17 protein-coding genes and 2 pseudogenes are annotated in these 16,009 nt (G+C 62.0%); 5 read left to right on the top strand and 14 right to left on the bottom strand.

The window, feature by feature from the left end; genetic code table 11:
• The first annotated feature begins 22 nt into the window (after nucleotides 1–22).
• On the top strand, nucleotides 23–574 hold the full coding sequence (locus KO539_RS22390) for a cob(I)yrinic acid a,c-diamide adenosyltransferase (RefSeq protein WP_219311821.1): 552 nt from the start codon (nucleotides 23–25) through the stop codon (nucleotides 572–574).
• A 19-nt stretch (nucleotides 575–593) separates the two neighbouring features.
• On the opposite strand, the gene KO539_RS22395 is transcribed toward KO539_RS22390, so the two are convergent.
• The 10 genes from KO539_RS22395 to KO539_RS22440 form a co-directional block, all read right to left on the bottom strand.
• The gene (locus tag KO539_RS22395) at nucleotides 594–806 is read right to left on the bottom strand and encodes a hypothetical protein (RefSeq protein WP_139143510.1); all 213 of its coding nucleotides are present in this window, start codon (nucleotides 804–806) and stop codon (nucleotides 594–596) included.
• Nucleotides 807–934: 128 nt separating this feature from the next.
• Nucleotides 935–1,123, bottom strand: coding sequence for a hypothetical protein (locus KO539_RS22400; protein ID WP_034749095.1), 189 nt, complete (start codon nucleotides 1,121–1,123; stop codon nucleotides 935–937).
• Between the two features lie 89 nt (nucleotides 1,124–1,212).
• Nucleotides 1,213–1,404, bottom strand: coding sequence for a hypothetical protein (locus KO539_RS22405; protein WP_099403302.1), 192 nt, complete (start codon nucleotides 1,402–1,404; stop codon nucleotides 1,213–1,215).
• Between the two features lie 31 nt (nucleotides 1,405–1,435).
• Nucleotides 1,436–1,816: a glutaredoxin family protein gene (locus tag KO539_RS22410; protein ID WP_225243765.1), complete on the bottom strand. Its 381-nt coding sequence runs from the start codon at nucleotides 1,814–1,816 to the stop codon at nucleotides 1,436–1,438.
• 81 nt (nucleotides 1,817–1,897) lie between these two features.
• Nucleotides 1,898–2,083 (bottom strand): hypothetical protein, encoded by a 186-nt coding sequence (locus KO539_RS22415; protein ID WP_099379706.1) that lies wholly within the window; start codon nucleotides 2,081–2,083, stop codon nucleotides 1,898–1,900.
• Between the two features lie 291 nt (nucleotides 2,084–2,374).
• Entirely contained in the window at nucleotides 2,375–4,441 is a 2,067-nt protein-coding gene (locus tag KO539_RS22420; protein ID WP_219311823.1) for an FUSC family protein, read from the bottom strand.
• A gap of 155 nt (nucleotides 4,442–4,596) precedes the next feature.
• Entirely contained in the window at nucleotides 4,597–5,565 is a 969-nt protein-coding gene (locus tag KO539_RS22425; protein ID WP_219311825.1) for an IS1595 family transposase, read from the bottom strand.
• Nucleotides 5,566–5,699: 134 nt separating this feature from the next.
• Entirely contained in the window at nucleotides 5,700–7,568 is a 1,869-nt protein-coding gene (dxs, locus tag KO539_RS22430) for a 1-deoxy-D-xylulose-5-phosphate synthase (RefSeq protein WP_219311827.1), read from the bottom strand.
• Entirely contained in the window at nucleotides 7,569–8,435 is an 867-nt protein-coding gene (locus tag KO539_RS22435) for a polyprenyl synthetase family protein (protein WP_225243850.1), read from the bottom strand.
• Between the two features lie 41 nt (nucleotides 8,436–8,476).
• Complete coding sequence (locus KO539_RS22440) at nucleotides 8,477–8,728, bottom strand: exodeoxyribonuclease VII small subunit (protein ID WP_046683420.1); 252 nt, start codon at nucleotides 8,726–8,728, stop codon at nucleotides 8,477–8,479.
• A 405-nt stretch (nucleotides 8,729–9,133) separates the two neighbouring features.
• Between KO539_RS22440 and KO539_RS22445 the strand changes: the two genes are divergently transcribed.
• Together KO539_RS22445 and KO539_RS30735 are read left to right on the top strand one after the other, a co-directional pair.
• Nucleotides 9,134–10,234: an aromatic ring-hydroxylating dioxygenase subunit alpha gene (locus tag KO539_RS22445; protein ID WP_219311829.1), complete on the top strand. Its 1,101-nt coding sequence runs from the start codon at nucleotides 9,134–9,136 to the stop codon at nucleotides 10,232–10,234.
• A gap of 71 nt (nucleotides 10,235–10,305) precedes the next feature.
• Nucleotides 10,306–10,683, top strand: a pseudogene (locus tag KO539_RS30735) (EamA family transporter); the annotation flags it as partial.
• Here the strand turns inward: KO539_RS30735 and KO539_RS30740 are convergent.
• Nucleotides 10,638–10,754 (bottom strand): annotated as a pseudogene (locus tag KO539_RS30740) (hypothetical protein); the annotation flags it as partial. The pseudogenes KO539_RS30735 and KO539_RS30740 overlap by 46 nt on opposite strands.
• Before the next feature lie 473 nt (nucleotides 10,755–11,227).
• Between KO539_RS30740 and KO539_RS22455 the strand changes: the two are divergent.
• On the top strand, nucleotides 11,228–12,079 hold the full coding sequence (locus KO539_RS22455) for a sulfurtransferase (protein WP_219311833.1): 852 nt from the start codon (nucleotides 11,228–11,230) through the stop codon (nucleotides 12,077–12,079).
• Nucleotides 12,080–12,124: 45 nt separating this feature from the next.
• On the opposite strand, the gene KO539_RS22460 is transcribed toward KO539_RS22455, so the two are convergent.
• The gene (locus tag KO539_RS22460; RefSeq protein WP_219311835.1) at nucleotides 12,125–13,861 is read right to left on the bottom strand and encodes an ABC-F family ATP-binding cassette domain-containing protein; all 1,737 of its coding nucleotides are present in this window, start codon (nucleotides 13,859–13,861) and stop codon (nucleotides 12,125–12,127) included.
• Nucleotides 13,862–14,118: 257 nt separating this feature from the next.
• Nucleotides 14,119–14,853, bottom strand: coding sequence for a ZIP family metal transporter (locus KO539_RS22465; protein ID WP_374106475.1), 735 nt, complete (start codon nucleotides 14,851–14,853; stop codon nucleotides 14,119–14,121).
• On the opposite strand from KO539_RS22465, the gene KO539_RS30310 reads away from it, so the two are divergent.
• A complete protein-coding gene (locus KO539_RS30310; protein WP_257626412.1) occupies nucleotides 14,765–14,989 on the top strand; it encodes a hypothetical protein in 225 nt (74 codons plus the stop codon). The genes KO539_RS22465 and KO539_RS30310 overlap by 89 nt on opposite strands.
• A 133-nt stretch (nucleotides 14,990–15,122) precedes the next feature.
• On the opposite strand, the gene KO539_RS22470 is transcribed toward KO539_RS30310, so the two are convergent.
• Complete coding sequence (locus tag KO539_RS22470; protein WP_219311839.1) at nucleotides 15,123–16,007, bottom strand: dienelactone hydrolase family protein; 885 nt, start codon at nucleotides 16,005–16,007, stop codon at nucleotides 15,123–15,125.
• Nucleotides 16,008–16,009 lie beyond the last annotated feature (2 nt).

The raw sequence follows: 16,009 nt of genomic DNA on the forward strand, positions 1-16,009 counted from the left end.
TCTTCTTTACAGGATCAGCATCATGGGCAACCGACTTTCGAAAATCGCCACGCGCACGGGCGACAATGGCAGCACCGGCCTGGGCGACGGCAGCCGCACCAGCAAGGACAGCGCCCGCATCCACGCCATGGGCGACGTGGACGAACTCAATTCGAATCTGGGATTGCTGCTGTGCGAAGCCATGCCCGACGCCTTGCGCGAGGAGCTGGTGGCCATCCAGCACGACCTGTTCGACCTGGGCGGAGAAATCTGCATCCCCGGCTACCAGCTGATCAAGGAAGAGCACGTGCTGCGCCTCGACGACCTGCTGGCGAAATACAATGCGGACTTGCCGGCGCTCTCCGAATTCATCCTGCCGGCCGGCTCGCGCGCCGCCTCGCTCGCGCATGTATGCCGCACCGTGTGCCGCCGCGCCGAGCGCAGCATCGTCGCGCTGGCCAATGCGGAAGCCCTGCACGAGCATCCGCGCCAGTACGTGAACCGCCTGTCCGACCTGCTGTTCGTGCTGTCGCGCGTGCTCAACCGCTTTGCCGGCGGCGGCGACGTGTTGTGGCGGCATGACCGCGCCAGATGACGCGGCCATGCCGTGTTGCTTATTCCGGCATCTCGGGATAGATGCCATTACGGCAGTTTTCAACGCAGAAATTGTAGTTGTCGCGGCAGGAAGCGTCACCCCGGCCTTCGTCGAGACAAATTCCCCTTAATTGGGCGCACTGGAAACCACAGCTTGGAGTGCTGTTTGCCGCCTTGTTGAACGACAGGCTGGCACCTGCAACAAAAAGAAAAAAAGCGATTTTTTTAAACATGCTGTTCCTTAGTGAGCGACGTGAAGTAAACACGCAACATGCCGCCGTTTCATGTTGCGCCCAAAGACAAGGGATAGAATCGGCTAGCGCCTTTCTTCAGCACCGGCCAGAATAGTTATTGGATTTTCTTAGCCGCAGGCCTGAAGACACACTTTATTGGCGCGGACGCATGAAGGAACACTGAACTCCATGACACAGGCATCGAGCGCCATATAGCACTCGGACTGGCATTCGGAAATGTCGGCGGTACTACTGGCCATCGCATACGAGGCGCTGACGCCCATGGCAAACAAAAAGAAACCCAGCTTTTTGAACATAAGCACTCCTGTTGAATTGACAGACGATGAGCAACAGCCATGGCGCGCCGTCTCTTACGCGCCATCGATAAGCTGGCATTGCCTCCGCGTCAATGACGCGGCGGACGCAGGCATTCCTTCTGGCAAGCCTGATAATTTTCCATGCAGGCAGGCTGGCCGAATTCCACGCAATCGAGCAGGTTGCGTTCGCAGACAAAGGTGCAGTCAGGGCCAAAGGCCTGGGCACTGAAGGACAGCGCGGCACCGGCGGCAAACAGGAACGCGGCAATCTTTTTGAACATGGTCAGCCTTTCAAGTTAACAAGTTGAAACGTCAGATTTTCTTCAGCGCCGCTTCCAGCGCGCCCGTATTGAAACCCTGGATTTTGCGGTTGCCGATCAACACCACCGGCACGCCGCCACCACCGAGTTCTTCATGGGCTTTTCGTGCTTCCGGGGATTTTTCGATATCCAGATCGACGAAATCGATCTTGTTTTCCTTGAAGTACGCGCGCGTCTTGGCGCAATAGCCGCACCAGTCCGTGCCGTACAACACCACCTTCGCCTGGGCATTCGGGAAATACGCGGCGTAATTGCCCTCGGTGTAATTCGACTTGAGCAAGCCGGGCAACAAGGACAGGCCATAACCGCTGCCCAGGCCTGCGGCCAGGATCAAGCCATACATGGCGATGGTTTTCATTTTTTTCTGCATCATAAGTATTGTCAGAGGCTTCAATGATCGAAGGCGGCGGATGCAGCATGCGCTGGGCGGCCGCCTGGCAATGCAAAACGGCTATCAGGCGCCGGCTTGGCAGCCTCTCAGGCAGCCTTTATAACTGCTGCTGCAGAATGGGGATCTGTCACCATACATCATCTGGCATTCCCGCAATTCCTCCTCGCAGCTATAACAGCTGTTATCCGAAGCGATGGCATAGGAAGCGCTCAAACCCAGGGTAAAAATAAACGCGGCAATCTTTTTCATTTACTACTCTCCATGTTGGCGATGGCACCAGGCAAAGCCGGCAATCGCGTCAGATCAGTCGTAAAAAATCCATACGGATTTCGTCTTTGCTTGCTACGAAAACGAATATAGACCGCACTTATTTTAGAGTCAACGTTTCCTTTCGATAAATTTCCATTTTGAAAAATATACCGTGGAAGCCCCTGAAATGTGGAATTTGGAGAGATTGGCAGGCGTCAAACGTCTATACAATATCGGCGCCGCAAGCAGAAAAAGGCCGGTTGCGGGCGCAACCGGCCGAGCGGCCATCCGTTAGCGCGAGGATGTCACCGCGCTATCGACCGCCAGCACATGCTCGCGCAGCAAGCCGCGCAGCAGCTGCACCTGCGCCACCGCATCGGCTTGCAGGGCAGTCAAGCCCTCGGCAACGCACGGGCCAGGCGCGCTGGCATCGGCCGCACCGCACAGCAGCGCATCGATTTCCCCGCTGACGGCGCTAATCCACTGTTGCAATGCGGGCGGCGCGGGCTCGGCCTGGGGACTCAGGCTGATGCGCGCCGTGCTGCCTGCCACGCGGCGCAGCAGCGGCAAGGTGCGCAGCGCCGCCAGGCCCACGCCGCTGCTGCGGTCCAGGCGGCGCTCGATGCGCAGGCGCTGCAGCACCTGTTCCGCGTTATTGCTGGCCAGCCCCGCCTCGCGGCGCAGGCGCGCGATGGCGCTGTCCCATTTACCACCGGCGGCCAGCACGGCCAGCAGGTATTTCAGGTTGGCCGACACGGCTTGCGCCAGGCGCTGATCCAGGTCGTCCGCCTCGCGGTCGGGCCACAGGAAAAACGTCGCCAGCAAGGCCAGCACGCAACCGAGCACATTGTTGCCGAGGCGGCTCATGGCGTACACCATCTCGCTGGCCGGCGCCGCATAGTCGGCCACCAGCACGAAGGCGGGCGTCATGAACAGCACGTGCAGGCTGTAGCTGACACGGCGCAAAGCCATGGTGGCGACGATCAGGGGAAACACCACCAGCGAGATGCCCAGCGGCGTGTAAATGACCAGGCCGATCAGCACGGCCAGCACGGCACCCAGCACGCTGCCCGCGACGCGCTCGATGCCGCGCGTCCAGGTGGTCGACACGGACGGCTGCAGTATCAGCAAGGTCGCCATGGTGGCCCAGTAGCCGAACGGAATATGCAAGGCCTCGACCAGCAGGAAGCCGGCCGTCGTCGCCAGCGACACGCGCGCCGCATGGCGCCAGCTCAGCGACTGCGGCGTGGCGTTGACTTTCGCCGTTTGCCAGGCCTGCCCCAGCGCCAGGAAAGCCGCCTCGCGCCACGGCAGCTGCGCCGCGCGCGGCAAGCCCAGTTCCATGAAATCCACATTCAGGCGCAGCGGCAGCAAGGCGCCCAGCGCCGCCTCCAGGCGCCGTCCGCAGCCCGCCAGGCGGCGCTGCAATGCCAGCGGCGGCGTTTCCGGCTGGCGCTGCACGGCTTGCCCCAGGCGGCGCAGCAGCACGGCCATCACTTCCAGGCTGCGCCGCGCGCGCGGGTCCTGGCGCAGGCGCTGCTGCTCGCGCTCGCAGGTATGCGTGACGGCAATCAGATAGGCGAAGATGCGCTCGGCGTCGCTGAGCGCCAGCAGCAGGTTGTCGTACAGGACGCTGCGTCCCGCGCGCGCGGGCGGCACGGCGGCCAGCGCCACGCGCGCCGCTTCCAGCGCGGCGCGCGCCTGCGAGCGGTAGCTGGCGCCATGCGCGGCCGCGTCCGGTAGCACCGGGCCCTGCGCCAGGAAACGCGCATTGTCGCGCGCGATGCCGGCCAGGCGCGAATACGCAGCGCGGATGGCGCGCCTGGCGGGGCTGAACGGGTGGATGCGCCAGACCGTAAAACTGAGCACGGTGGCAAACAGGCAGCCGAACATGTACAGCCCCAGGAAAGGCGCCGTCTGCGTCATCGATTCCAACGGGTGCGTGACCATCACCACGCAGGCCGTGGCGGCCAGGATCGCCACTTGCGCCGTGGCCGCGCCCCAGATGCGCGCCAGCGCGCCGGCCCAGGAAAACAGCAGCACGGCGATGGCGGCCGTCGCCACGCCATGCCCGGCCGCCAGTGCCGTCAGGCCGCCGGCGACCGTCGACAGCAAGCCGAAGCCCACCATCGAGACGAAGCGCATGCGCCGCGTGCCCGCCGCGTCGGCCAGACAGGTCCAGAAGGCGCCGATGGCGGCCCAGGAAAAATCGGGGTGGTCGAACAGCAGGCCCAGCAGCAACATGGCGCTCGAGGCGCAAGCGGCCCGCAGACCCTCGGACAGATTCGTTTCATCGATGGCCAGGCTGACCATCCACAGGGGACGGCGCTGCGCCAGCTTGTCGGTATAGGCGTGCATGCCCGTCAGCCAGCGGCCGGCCAGTGCGCGCGAACGGCGGTGAAGTTTCCTGAAATGCAAGTTGGACTTTGAAAGGGTATCAAAGCGTCATCGTAGCATTCCCCGGCAGAAAATGTTGCAGTGCAGCGTAAAATCTCGACAGGCGAAAAAAAAAGCTATGTCACCGTCAAATGTGGGAATGCGCCCAGCGTTGCTTTCAATAACGTTTCCGGTGAGCGGATACGCCTAGCGTCGAGTATCCAGCGCCAGCCCAGGTAGTTCGGCAGGTAGCGCGTCGCCACGCCATGAAACGGACCCAGCCATTGCCGCAAACGGCTGTGATAGGCATTGACGTTCTGCACATGGGCGGCGCCCTGCACGCGGATGCCGGCGCGCAAGTTGACGGCCTGGTGGCTGATGCCCGCTTCCCTCGCAAAGGCCCGGTAGGCGGCATGGCCATCGGTCACCAGCAGCACGTCCTTGTCGATGACAGGCAACAAGCAATGATGCAGCTGCGCTTTCGTCAACGCCCCTTTTCCCGTGACAAAATCGAGCGTCTGCCCCGTGCGGTCGCGTGCCACCAGGATGCAGACCTGTTCATTGGAAATGCCGCGCTTGTGGGCATGGCCGCCCCGGTGGCGCGCTGGACGCGTCATGTTTCTGGATCCCTTTTCCGATTCCAGCAGATATAACTCGTCGGCTTCGGCGATGCCGTGCAGACCATGTGGCCGGTCCGTCTTTGCCAACGACAAAAACCGGTGGCGCCAGCGGAACGTCGTGTTGCGGTGTACGCCCAGCTGTAACGCCGCCTTGCGCACGGAATCCGATGCCAGCAGGTAATCGGCATAATCGAGCCACAGCGCCTTGTGGCGCAAGCGGGCCAGCGGCGTGCCCGTCAAGGCATTGAAGGTGCGGCCGCAGGACACGCAGCGGTAGCGCTGCAAACCGTGCGCATGGCCATGCCGGTGCAAGTGGTCTGAATGGCAGGAGGGACAGGCCAATCGCGGTTGGGCCACACTTTCTAGCAGCGCGACGGTCGCGTCTTGTGGAGAGTTGCCACGCAACAGGGCAATGCTTGCCTGCCGCTGGCGTTGGTTCAGCTGAGCAAACTGCGCAATCAAGGTGATCCATTCGGCTGGCCGCATGATCTGCTCCTGCAGGGTGGGTATGCAGAGTCAGACAGCACGGTCACAGGAAGATTCCGGCATTTCCCCTACTTGCCGATGACAGAGCCAAAAAAAGCGGCACCGCAGTGCCGCTTCTCTGTATGCAAGCAAACTTAGCTGACGACCGCCAGGCGCGGCTGGGTGCCGCCAAAGCGTTGCTCGATCGACGTGGCGATGCCGTTCGCATCGAGACCCACGCTTTTCAGCAGTTGCACGGGGTCGCCATGGTCGATAAAGACGTCTGGCAAACCCAGCATCAGGATCGGCTTGACGATCCCTTCCGCCGCCAAGGCTTCGGCCACGGCCGAACCGGCGCCGCCCATGATGCAGCCCTCTTCCACCGTCACCAGGTAATCGTGTTCCGCAGCCAGCTGTTTCACCAGCGCCACGTCGAGCGGCTTGACGAAGCGCATGTTGGCGACCGTCGCGTCGAGCTTGTCGCCCGCCGCCACGCTCGGCGCCACCATCGAGCCGAAGGCCAGGATGGCGATGCGCTTGCCCTGGCGCTTGATCTCGCCCTTGCCGATCTCGATGCTGGTCAGTTCCGGCACGATGGCAGCACCGGCGCCGGCGCCGCGCGGATAGCGGATGGCGGCCGGGCCCGGATAGTGGTAACCCGTGGTGAGCATCTGGCGGCACTCGTTTTCGTCCGACGCGGCCATGACGACCATGTTCGGGATGCAGCGCAAGAACGCCATGTCGTAGTTGCCCGCGTGCGTGGCGCCATCGGCGCCCACCAGGCCGGCGCGGTCCAGGGCGAACGTCACGTCCAGGTTTTGCAGGGCCACATCGTGGATCAGCTGATCGTAGGCGCGCTGCAGGAACGTGGAATAGATGGCCACGACGGGTTTCAAGCCTTCGCAAGCCAGGCCTGCGCCAAAGGTCACGGAATGCTGCTCGGCGATGCCGACGTCGAAATAGCGGTTCGGGAATTGCTGTTCGAACTTGACCATGCCCGAGCCTTCGCGCATGGCGGGCGTGATGCCCACCAGGCGCTTGTCGTGGGCGGCCATGTCGCACAGCCAGTTGCCGAACACTTCCGTGTACGTCATCTTGCCCGGCGCCGTGGCCGGCTTGATGCCTTCCGCCGGATTGAACTTCGGCGTGCCGTGGTACAGGATCGGTTCCGCCTCGGCCAGCTTGTAGCCTTGCCCCTTCTTGGTGACCACGTGCAGGAATTGCGGACCCTTCAGTTGCTTGATATTTTGCAAGGTCGGGATCAGCGAATCGAGGTCGTGGCCATCGATGGGGCCGATATAGTTAAAACCGAATTCCTCGAACATGGTGGCGGGCACGACCATGCCTTTGGCGTGCTCTTCAAAGCGCTTCGCCAGCTCCAGCACGGGGCCGGGCAACACCGACTTGCCGACATTTTTCGCCGCCGCATAGAACTGGCCCGACATCAAGCGCGCCAGGTGGCGGTTCAGCGCGCCGACGGGCGGCGAGATCGACATGTCGTTGTCGTTCAGGATCACCAGCAGGTTGACGTCTTCTTGCACGCCCGCATTGTTCATCGCCTCGAAGGCCATGCCGGCCGTCATCGAGCCGTCGCCGATCACGGCGATCGCGTGCAGCGGGTCGCCCTTGATCTTGGCGGCCTGGGCCATGCCCAGCGCGGCCGAGATCGACGTCGACGAGTGCGCCGTGCCGAAGGTGTCGTATTCGCTTTCGTCGCGTTTCGGGAAGCCGGAAATGCCGTCTTTCTGGCGCAGGGTATGCATGCGCTCGCGGCGGCCCGTGAGAATCTTGTGCGAATAGGTCTGGTGGCCCACGTCCCACACGATGCGGTCGTGCGGCGTGTTGAACACGTAATGCAGCGCGACGGTCAGCTCGACCGTGCCCAGGTTGGACGACAGGTGGCCGCCCGTCTTGGAAACGGAGTCGAGCAGGAAGCTGCGCAATTCCTGCGCCAGCGGCACCAGTTGCGAGCGGGCCAGCTTGCGCACTTGCGCTGGTTCATTGATGGTTTCTAACAGTTTCATTTATGCCTTCCGCTGCACGACCAGGTCTGCCAGCTCGCGCAGACGGCGTGCCTTGTCCCCGAATGGCGCCAGCGCCGCATGGGCGTCGCACCGCAATTGTTCTGCCAGGGCTCTCGATGGTTCCAGCCCCAGTATCGATACGTAAGTGGGCTTGTTGGCGGCCGCATCCTTGCCCGCCGTCTTGCCCAGGGTGGCCGAATCGGCCGTGGCGTCGAGCACGTCGTCAACCACCTGGAACGCCAGCCCGACGGCGCGCGCATACGCGTTCAGCGCCGTCATCTCGTCTGGCGTCAAATCTTTGCCAGCCAGCGCGCCGAGAATCACGGCCGCGCGCAACAAGGCGCCCGTTTTGAGTTGATGCATCTGTTCCAGCTGCGGCAAGGTCAAGGCCAGGCCGACGCTGTCGAGGTCGATCGCCTGACCGCCGCACATGCCGCTTGACCCGGAAGCCTGTGCCAGCAGGCGCACCATGGCCATTTGCCGCACCGGCGCAATGGCCGCGCCTTCGGCCAGCAGCATGAAGGCCTGCGATTGCAGGGCGTCGCCGACCAGCAGGGCCGTCGCTTCATCGTAGGCGATGTGCACGGTGGGTTTGCCACGGCGCAAGGCATCATCATCCATGCACGGCATGTCGTCATGCACGAGCGAATACACGTGAATCATTTCCAGCGCGCAAGCTGCGCGCGCGAGGGTGTCTTGATCCGCATCAAACAGTTCGCCAGCCGCCATCACCAGCAGCGGACGCACGCGCTTGCCGCCACCGAGCAAGGCATAGCGCATGGCCGCGTGCAGCTTGTGCGGCACGATGTCCGCCGCCGGCAGGAACTGGTCGAGCCGCGCTTCCACGCCGGACTGGGTCGCTTGCATCCAGTCGCCGAAGGTCACGCCGTCTTGTTGCACGCTGGCCATCATTGGGCGGCCTCGCCGGCATCCACGAACGGTTTCAACATGTCGCCTTCCAATACTTTCACCTGCGCTTCGACACTGTCGAGCTGGGTAGCGCAATACTTGACCAGTTCCGAGCCGCGTTGATATGCCGCGACCGATGCTTCCAGCGGCAACTGGCCCGCTTCCATTTGCGTTACCAGCTGCGCCAGTTCCGCCATCGCCTCTTCAAACGAGGCCGGCGCTGCGGCAGCGGCAGTTAATTTCTTCGACATAGACTCAGATCTCTTCGTGGCACGAGGGGCTTGTAGGGAGACGCCGGGGATTCCCGGCCAGCATAGAAGCGTTATTTTAGAACAAACCACACTATTAAGTGAAAACTAAAGCGCAATCGGCGCGCTCAAAGTCAATAGCGTTGCCAGCTTGGCAGTGAATTTTAGCGCAATCGCCCCCATCTACCGGAAATTGCGCGCCAAATGACAATGTTTCTCATTAATAGACTATTTACCGGGGGGTTTTGGCAATGCCGAGGCCGATACGCGCTATAATCGCCGGTTCTGTCCGAAATACCGTTTCAACAAATTTGAATTCAGGTCTTTGCGGATTCTTTCTCTCTGTAGCGGTTGCCCAGGGAATGGCCTGGGGCACTGCTGACCGTTGTACATTTATGGGGGGTTGGGATGTCCGATCTGGCTACTCACGCCAAGCTGGCGCGCTCAAACGCGCAACTTCCGGTCCACGTCTATTTTGACGAAACGCTGTTGCAGCGTGAAATGCAGCAATTGTTCCAAGCCGGCCCGCGCTATGTCGGGCATGAGCTGATGGTGCCGGAAACCGGCGATTTTGCGACCCTGGCGTCTGAGAACGAAGGGCGCATGCTCGTGCGCAACGCCAATGGCATCGAAGTGCTGTCCAACGTGTGCCGCCACCGGCAGGCGCTGATGTTCAATGGCCGCGGCAACGCGAACCATATCGTCTGCCCGCTGCACCGCTGGACTTACGACCTCAAGGGCGAACTGATCGGCGCGCCGCATTTCCCCGAGACGCCGTGCCTGAACCTGTCGAAAACGCCGCTGCAAAGCTGGAATGGCTTGCTGTTCGAGCAAAATGGCTACAACGTGATGGAAAAATTGAAAGATTTTTCCGTCTCGAAAGAACTCGATTTTTCCGGCTATATGTTCGATCACGTGGAAATCCACGAGTGCGACTACAACTGGAAGACCTTCATCGAAGTCTATCTGGAAGACTATCACGTGGAACCGTTCCATCCGGGCCTGGGCAGCTTCGTCAGCTGTGATGACCTGCGCTGGGAGTTCGGCAAGGATTACAGCGTGCAAACGGTGGGCGTGCATCGCGGCTTGCAGCAGGCCGGTTCGCCCGCCTACAAGAAATGGCAGGAGCAGGTGCTGCAATTCCGTGGCGGCGAAGCACCGCCGTATGGCGCCATCTGGCTGACCCTGTATCCGAACATCATGGTGGAATGGTATCCGCACGTGCTGATCGTCTCGACCCTGTGGCCCGACGGTCCGCAAAAGACGCGCAACGTTGTCGAGTTCTATTATCCGGAAGAAATCGTGCTGTTCGAGCGCGACTTCGTCGAAGCGGAACGGGCCGCCTACATGGAAACCTGCGTCGAAGACGATGAAATCGCCCTGCGCATGGATGCCGGCCGCAAGGCCCTGATGGCGCGTGGCGTGAGCGAAGTGGGCCCTTACCAGTCGCCCATGGAAGACGGCATGCAGCATTTCCACGAGTGGTACCGCAACAATATCGAACTGTAATTCCCTCCAGGGCCGCCTCGTGCGGCCTTTTTCATTTCCGTCACCAGGATGTATTCATGCAGTCTTTATGGATGTTATTTGCCAGTTTCATGTTCGCCATCATGGGCGTGTGCGTCAAATTGGCGTCGGATATGTATTCGACCTCCGAAATCGTCATGTACCGCGGCATCATCGGCATGACCGTCATGAGCTGCACGATTTTGTACCAGGGCGGCAGTTTTAAAACCACGATGCCGGGCCAGCATCTGTGGCGCGGCGTGGTGGGCGTGATCGCCCTGTGGCTGTGGTTTTATGCCATCGCCATCCTGCCGCTGGCCACGGCCATGACCCTGAACTATATGGCGCCCATCTGGATCGCCGTGATCCTGCTGGCCGGCGGCTGGTGGAAAGCAACAAAACAAGTCGAGTGGCCGCTGGTGGCGGCCATTGCCATGAGCTTTGTCGGCGTGACCCTGCTGCTGCAACCCGTGTTCGAAACGGACCAGGCGGCCGGCGCCATCACGGCCTTGATTTCCGGCATGCTGTCGGCCCTCGCCTACCTGCAGGTGCGCAAGCTGGGCTTGCTGGGCGAACCCGAATACCGGGTCGTGTTTTATTTCTCGGTCGTCAACTTCCTGGCCGGTGTGATCGGCCACGTGGCCAGCGCCGGCGGTGGCCCCGTCGTCTGGCACGCGCACACGAGCGGTTATGGCATCGGCTTGCTGGCCGCCATCGGCCTGTGCGCCACCATGGCGCAGATGGCCATGACACGCGCCTATCGCCTGGGCAAGACCCTGGTGGTTGCAAACCTGCAATACACGGGCATCGTCTTTTCCAGCTTCTGGGGCGTGGTGATCTTTGGCGACCTGTTCGACTGGCACGGCTGGACCGGCATCGGCATCATTCTCGCTTCCGGCATCGCGGCAACCTATTACAATACCCGCAACACGGCCCGTGGCGCGGCGATCGCGCGCACGGATCCGATTGCCAGCGAAGTGTAAAGGAGCGTTCCTGATGTACACCACCTTGTTACAGGCCAGCGAACTGGCCAGCCACCTGAATGACAGCAACTGGGTCATCCTTGATTGCCGCCACGACTTGCTCAACCCGACCGCCGGCAGCGACGCGTTTGCCGCCGGCCATATCCAGAACGCGCAGTTCGCCGATATCGACACGGCCCTGTCCGGTCCCAAGACGGCGCGCGGCGCGGCATTTACGGGACGCCATCCCTTGCCTGAGCGCAACGTCCTGCTGACCACCTTGCGCGGCTGGGGCATCGATGACGACACGCAAGTGGTCGCCTATGACGGCCAGGGCGGCATGTTCGCCGCCCGATTGTGGTGGCTGCTGCGCTGGCTCGGCCACCCGGCCGTCGCCGTGCTCGACGGCGGTCTGGCCGCCTGGCAGGCGCAAGGCTTGCCGCTGGTCACGCCCGTGGCGCCGCGCCCTGTGGGCACCCTGACGGAAAAAGCCAGCCTGACGCGCACGGTCAGCGTGCAGGACGTCATCGCCAACCTGGAAACGCAAGCGCTGACGGTGATCGACGCGCGCGCGCCCGAGCGTTATCGCGGCGAAAACGAAACCATCGACCCCGTCGGCGGCCACATCCCCGGCGCGAAAAACCGTTTCTTCAAGGATAACTTGCAAGCGGATGGCCGCTTCAAGAGCGCGGACGAACTGCAGCGCGATTTCAGTGCATTGGTGAATGCACCGCAAGCGGCCATCCTGCAGTGCGGCTCCGGTGTGACGGCTTGCCACAACTTGCTGGCCCTGGAAGTGGCAGGTTTACCTGGCGCGGCCCTGTATCCGGGTTCGTGGAGCGAATGGTGCGCCGATCCGGCGCGGCCTGTGGCGACTGGAAATTAAAAAATGGCGGACCAACTGGTCCGCCATTTTTTCACCGGTGGATAACTACGACGTTATCCCCAGCGATTGATTCAAGCGTTCCCGTTCCGCCAGCCACGCCTGCTGGCTGGCCGGTTTCTGGTGGCGCGGCTTGCGGGCCAGGTCCTCGGCCAGCAATTGCTCCAGTTCGCACAAACGCTCCAGCTGCACGTCGACGTCCGTCAATACCGCAGATGCATGCTCCACGCGCGGCGTGGGCGTCAGCGCTTGCCCATCTTCCGCGCTCAACCGTGCATACGCGCTGGTCGCATCCGGCCACTCTTCCAGCCCGCCATTGGCCACCACCCAAAAACGGTTGCACGCCGTCTCGATCAGGTCGCGGTCGTGCGATACCAATAAACAGCCGCCGCCAAAGCTGAGCAGCGCTTGCCCCAGTTCCGCCTTGCCCTGCATGTCCAGATGGTTGCTGGGCTCATCCAACAGCAGCAAGTGATAGCTGGCCAGCGACAGCCCCAGGAACAGCAGCCGCGCCCGCTCACCGCCGCTCAGGGTCGCTACCGTCTGGCCATGGCGCGCATACGGAAAGCCTGCCGCAATCAACGCCTGCCTACGCGCCACCTGGCTGCGCGCAGCCTCGTTTTGCACGGCAAACGGGTACAGGGCGTCGGACAAATCCGCATCGTCGGCCAGTTGCTTGAGCGACTGGTCGTAGTAACCGATGTTGGCCGCCTTGTGGTAACGCAAGTCAGGCCGCTCGTCCTGCGCCTGGATCGCTTGCCAGCACAGGCGCAGCAAGGACGACTTGCCGCTGCCGTTGGCGCCCAGCAAGGCGATGCGGTCGCCCGGTTTCAGCCACAGCTGGCCGACCTGGAACAGCACGGGAGAGGTCGGCACGGCGCGCACATCGAGTTCGTCCAGCGCCAGCAGCTGGTCGGCCGCCAGCGCCTTGCCGCGCAGGCTCAAGCACCACGGCGCGCCATCGCTGACGAAGGACTGTTCATCCTTCAATTTATCGATGCGCCGCTGCATGGTCTTGGCCTTGCGCGCCAGGTCTTCATTGTCATAGGTGCGTCCCCACAGGGCCAGGCGGGCGCTGCTGGCCGACAGGCGGTCGATTTCCTTCTGTTCGGCCGCATGGCGGGCGGCGGCGGCAAGATCGGCTTCGGCCAGCGCCGACAGCGCGGGGCCGCACGGCAAGTCGAAGTCGTACAGGCGGCTATCGCGCAAGATCCAGCTGCGCGTGGCCACATTGTCGAGCAAGCGCTGGTCGTGCGAGACGAGGATGAAGGCGCCGCGCCAGGCCAGCAGGAATTGCTCCAGCCACAGCAGCGACGGCAAGTCCAGGTGATTGCTCGGCTCATCGAGCAGCAGCACGTTCGGTTCCTGCAGCAGGGCACGCCCCAGCAGCAGCCGCGTGTGCTGGCCACCGGACAGCGAGTGCACGGGCACTTGCGCCGTTTCTTGGTCGAAACCCAGTTCAGCCAGCAGGCTGTCGACCCGCCAATGCAGTTCCGGCTGCTCCAGCACGGGCGCCAGCAAGGCGTCGTACAGGCTCAGGCTCGCAAGTTCGGCTGGCAAATGCTGCTCCACGTGCTGCAAGCGGCAGGCACGGGCGTAATGAATGGAACCGGACGAGGCTTCCCGCGTGCCGCTGAGCAGACCCAGCAAGGTGGATTTGCCGCAGCCATTGTGACCGATCAGGCCGATGCGGTCGCCCTGGCGCAAGGTAAAGGCGAGTTCATTGAACAGAAAACCGTCGTGGGTATCCAGTTGTAAAGCTTGTGTCGAGATAAGGGTAGTCATGGCTCTTGTCTTTGTTCGGGATGCAAGCATCCGCGTTAACAGGAGCGCTAACGACAACGGAGTACCAGGAAAGGACTCGTGGAGGAGGGTAACTTTGCTCTGGCCAGGTTATCGCAGCGCGATAGAACGTGGGCAAGAGCTGGCAAATGTGCTTAAAGAACGCGCATCCCATAGGGCGAGCATAAAAATTTCCATATTTTCCTCCTTTCTGTGCAAGTTAGTCAGAAAGGCAATACTACACCGACACAGTCAGTACATCAACCGCCATGGCGCTTATGCGTCAGGAACAGCACGATGCACACTCCCAGCCCGATCAAGAGCACTTGCGGGATGGTTTCGCGCAAGGTGGCGCGGCGCTGCATCTGCGGCATCAGGTCGCTCAAGGCAATATAGATGAAGCCGGATGAGGCAAACACGAGCACGTACGGAATCAGATTGCTGGCGCGGTCCAGGGTGAAATAGCCGAGCAGGCCGCCCGCCACCGCCATCAGGCTGCACAGCAGGTTGAAGATGTAGGCGCGCAGGCGCGAGAAGCCAGCGTTGAGCAGCACGATGAAGTCGCCGATTTCCTGCGGGATTTCATGCGCGATAATGGCCAGGCCCGTCACCAGGCCCAGCTTCGGGTCGGCCAGGAAGGCGGCCGCGATCAGGATGCCGTCCGTAAAGTTGTGCATGCCGTCGCCGACCAAAATCATCCAGCCGGCCTTGCCCGCTTCGTGCTTGTCGTGGCCGTGCGCATGATGGTGGCCATCGCCTTCGTGGTGGTGCGAATGGCGTAGGATGGCGAATTTTTCCAGCATGAAGAAGGCCAGCAAGCCCGCCAGCAGGGTGGCGAACAGGCTGCGCGGGTCCGCCTGCGATTCAAACGCTTCGGGCAAGGCATGCAGCAAGGACGTCGACAACATGATGCCGACGGACAAGCTGACCATGCGCTCGACCACTTTGGACAGAAATGCAAACGAAAAGATCGCCGCCGCGGTAATGCTCAACACGCCCGCGATCGTGGTCGCGAGCAAAATGGATATAAGGACGGGATCGATGATTTTCTTACCTCAAAATGGCGCCGGGTCACTGGCGCCCGCGATGCTGGCGTCTGGCCTGATGAATGCGTTGTTATCTATTGTTTAATTTTTCGCGCGTTTGGCGGCAGCGTCGCGCGATGAAGATGCAATTGTACTGCATTGGCGCGCAGCGGGCATTTTACAGCCCGGTGCGCCTTTCGCGCCAACTTCTGGGAAATGTGGTGTTTTTTTGTTGCGGATCACGCCACGCCGTGGCGCTTGAACCAGGCCAGGCAGCGCGCATAGCCGTCTTTCGCATCGGCCGCCACATAGCTGGGGCGGTAATCGGCATTGAAGGCGTGGCCCGCATCGGGATAGACGACAAACTCGGATGGGTTGCCGCCCTTGGCCAGCGCCTCCTTCATCTTCGCGATCGATTCCTGGCTGATGCCCGTATCCTTGCCGCCGTACAAGCCCAGCACGGGGACCTTCAAGCTCGCGGCAATATCGATGGGGTTGCTTGGCTGCAATGGATTGGGCTCGCCCACGAGGCGGCCATACCAAGCCACGCCCGCCTTGACGGCCGGATTGTGCGCCGCGTACAGCCACGTGATGCGCCCGCCCCAGCAGAAACCCGTGATGCCCAGGCGGCTCGTGTCGCCGCCATTCTGTTTCGCCCACGCCACCACCGCATCGAGGTCCGTCATCACCTGCGCGTCCGGCGTCTTTGCGATGATGCCTTTCATCAACTCCGGGATGCTGCCCACCTTGGTGGGATCGCCCTGGCGCACGAACAGATCGGGCGCCAGCGCCAGGTAGCCCTGCTTGGCGAAACGGCGCGCCATGTCGGCGATATGTTCATGCACGCCAAAGATTTCCGAAATGACCAGTACCACGGGCAAACCCGTCTTGCCTTCCGGCTGCGCCGCGTACACGGGCACGGCCTGGCCATCGACCATCACCGACATGCTGCCAGTAACGAGCCCGGCGGAATCCGTCTTGATGACGTTTTGCGCCGCCACGGGCAGCACGGCCACGGCAAAACCCGTACCCAGCGCCACCTTCAGGAAACCACGCCGGCCATCCGGCCCGGACAAGCTGCTCTGGCCCAGCAAACTTTCACAATCGGTGATCATGTCGCTCATGC

Origin of the sequence: Janthinobacterium sp. NKUCC06_STL, from assembly GCF_019345455.1 — a bacterium.
GTDB classification, from domain to species: domain Bacteria; phylum Pseudomonadota; class Gammaproteobacteria; order Burkholderiales; family Burkholderiaceae_D; genus Janthinobacterium; species Janthinobacterium rivuli.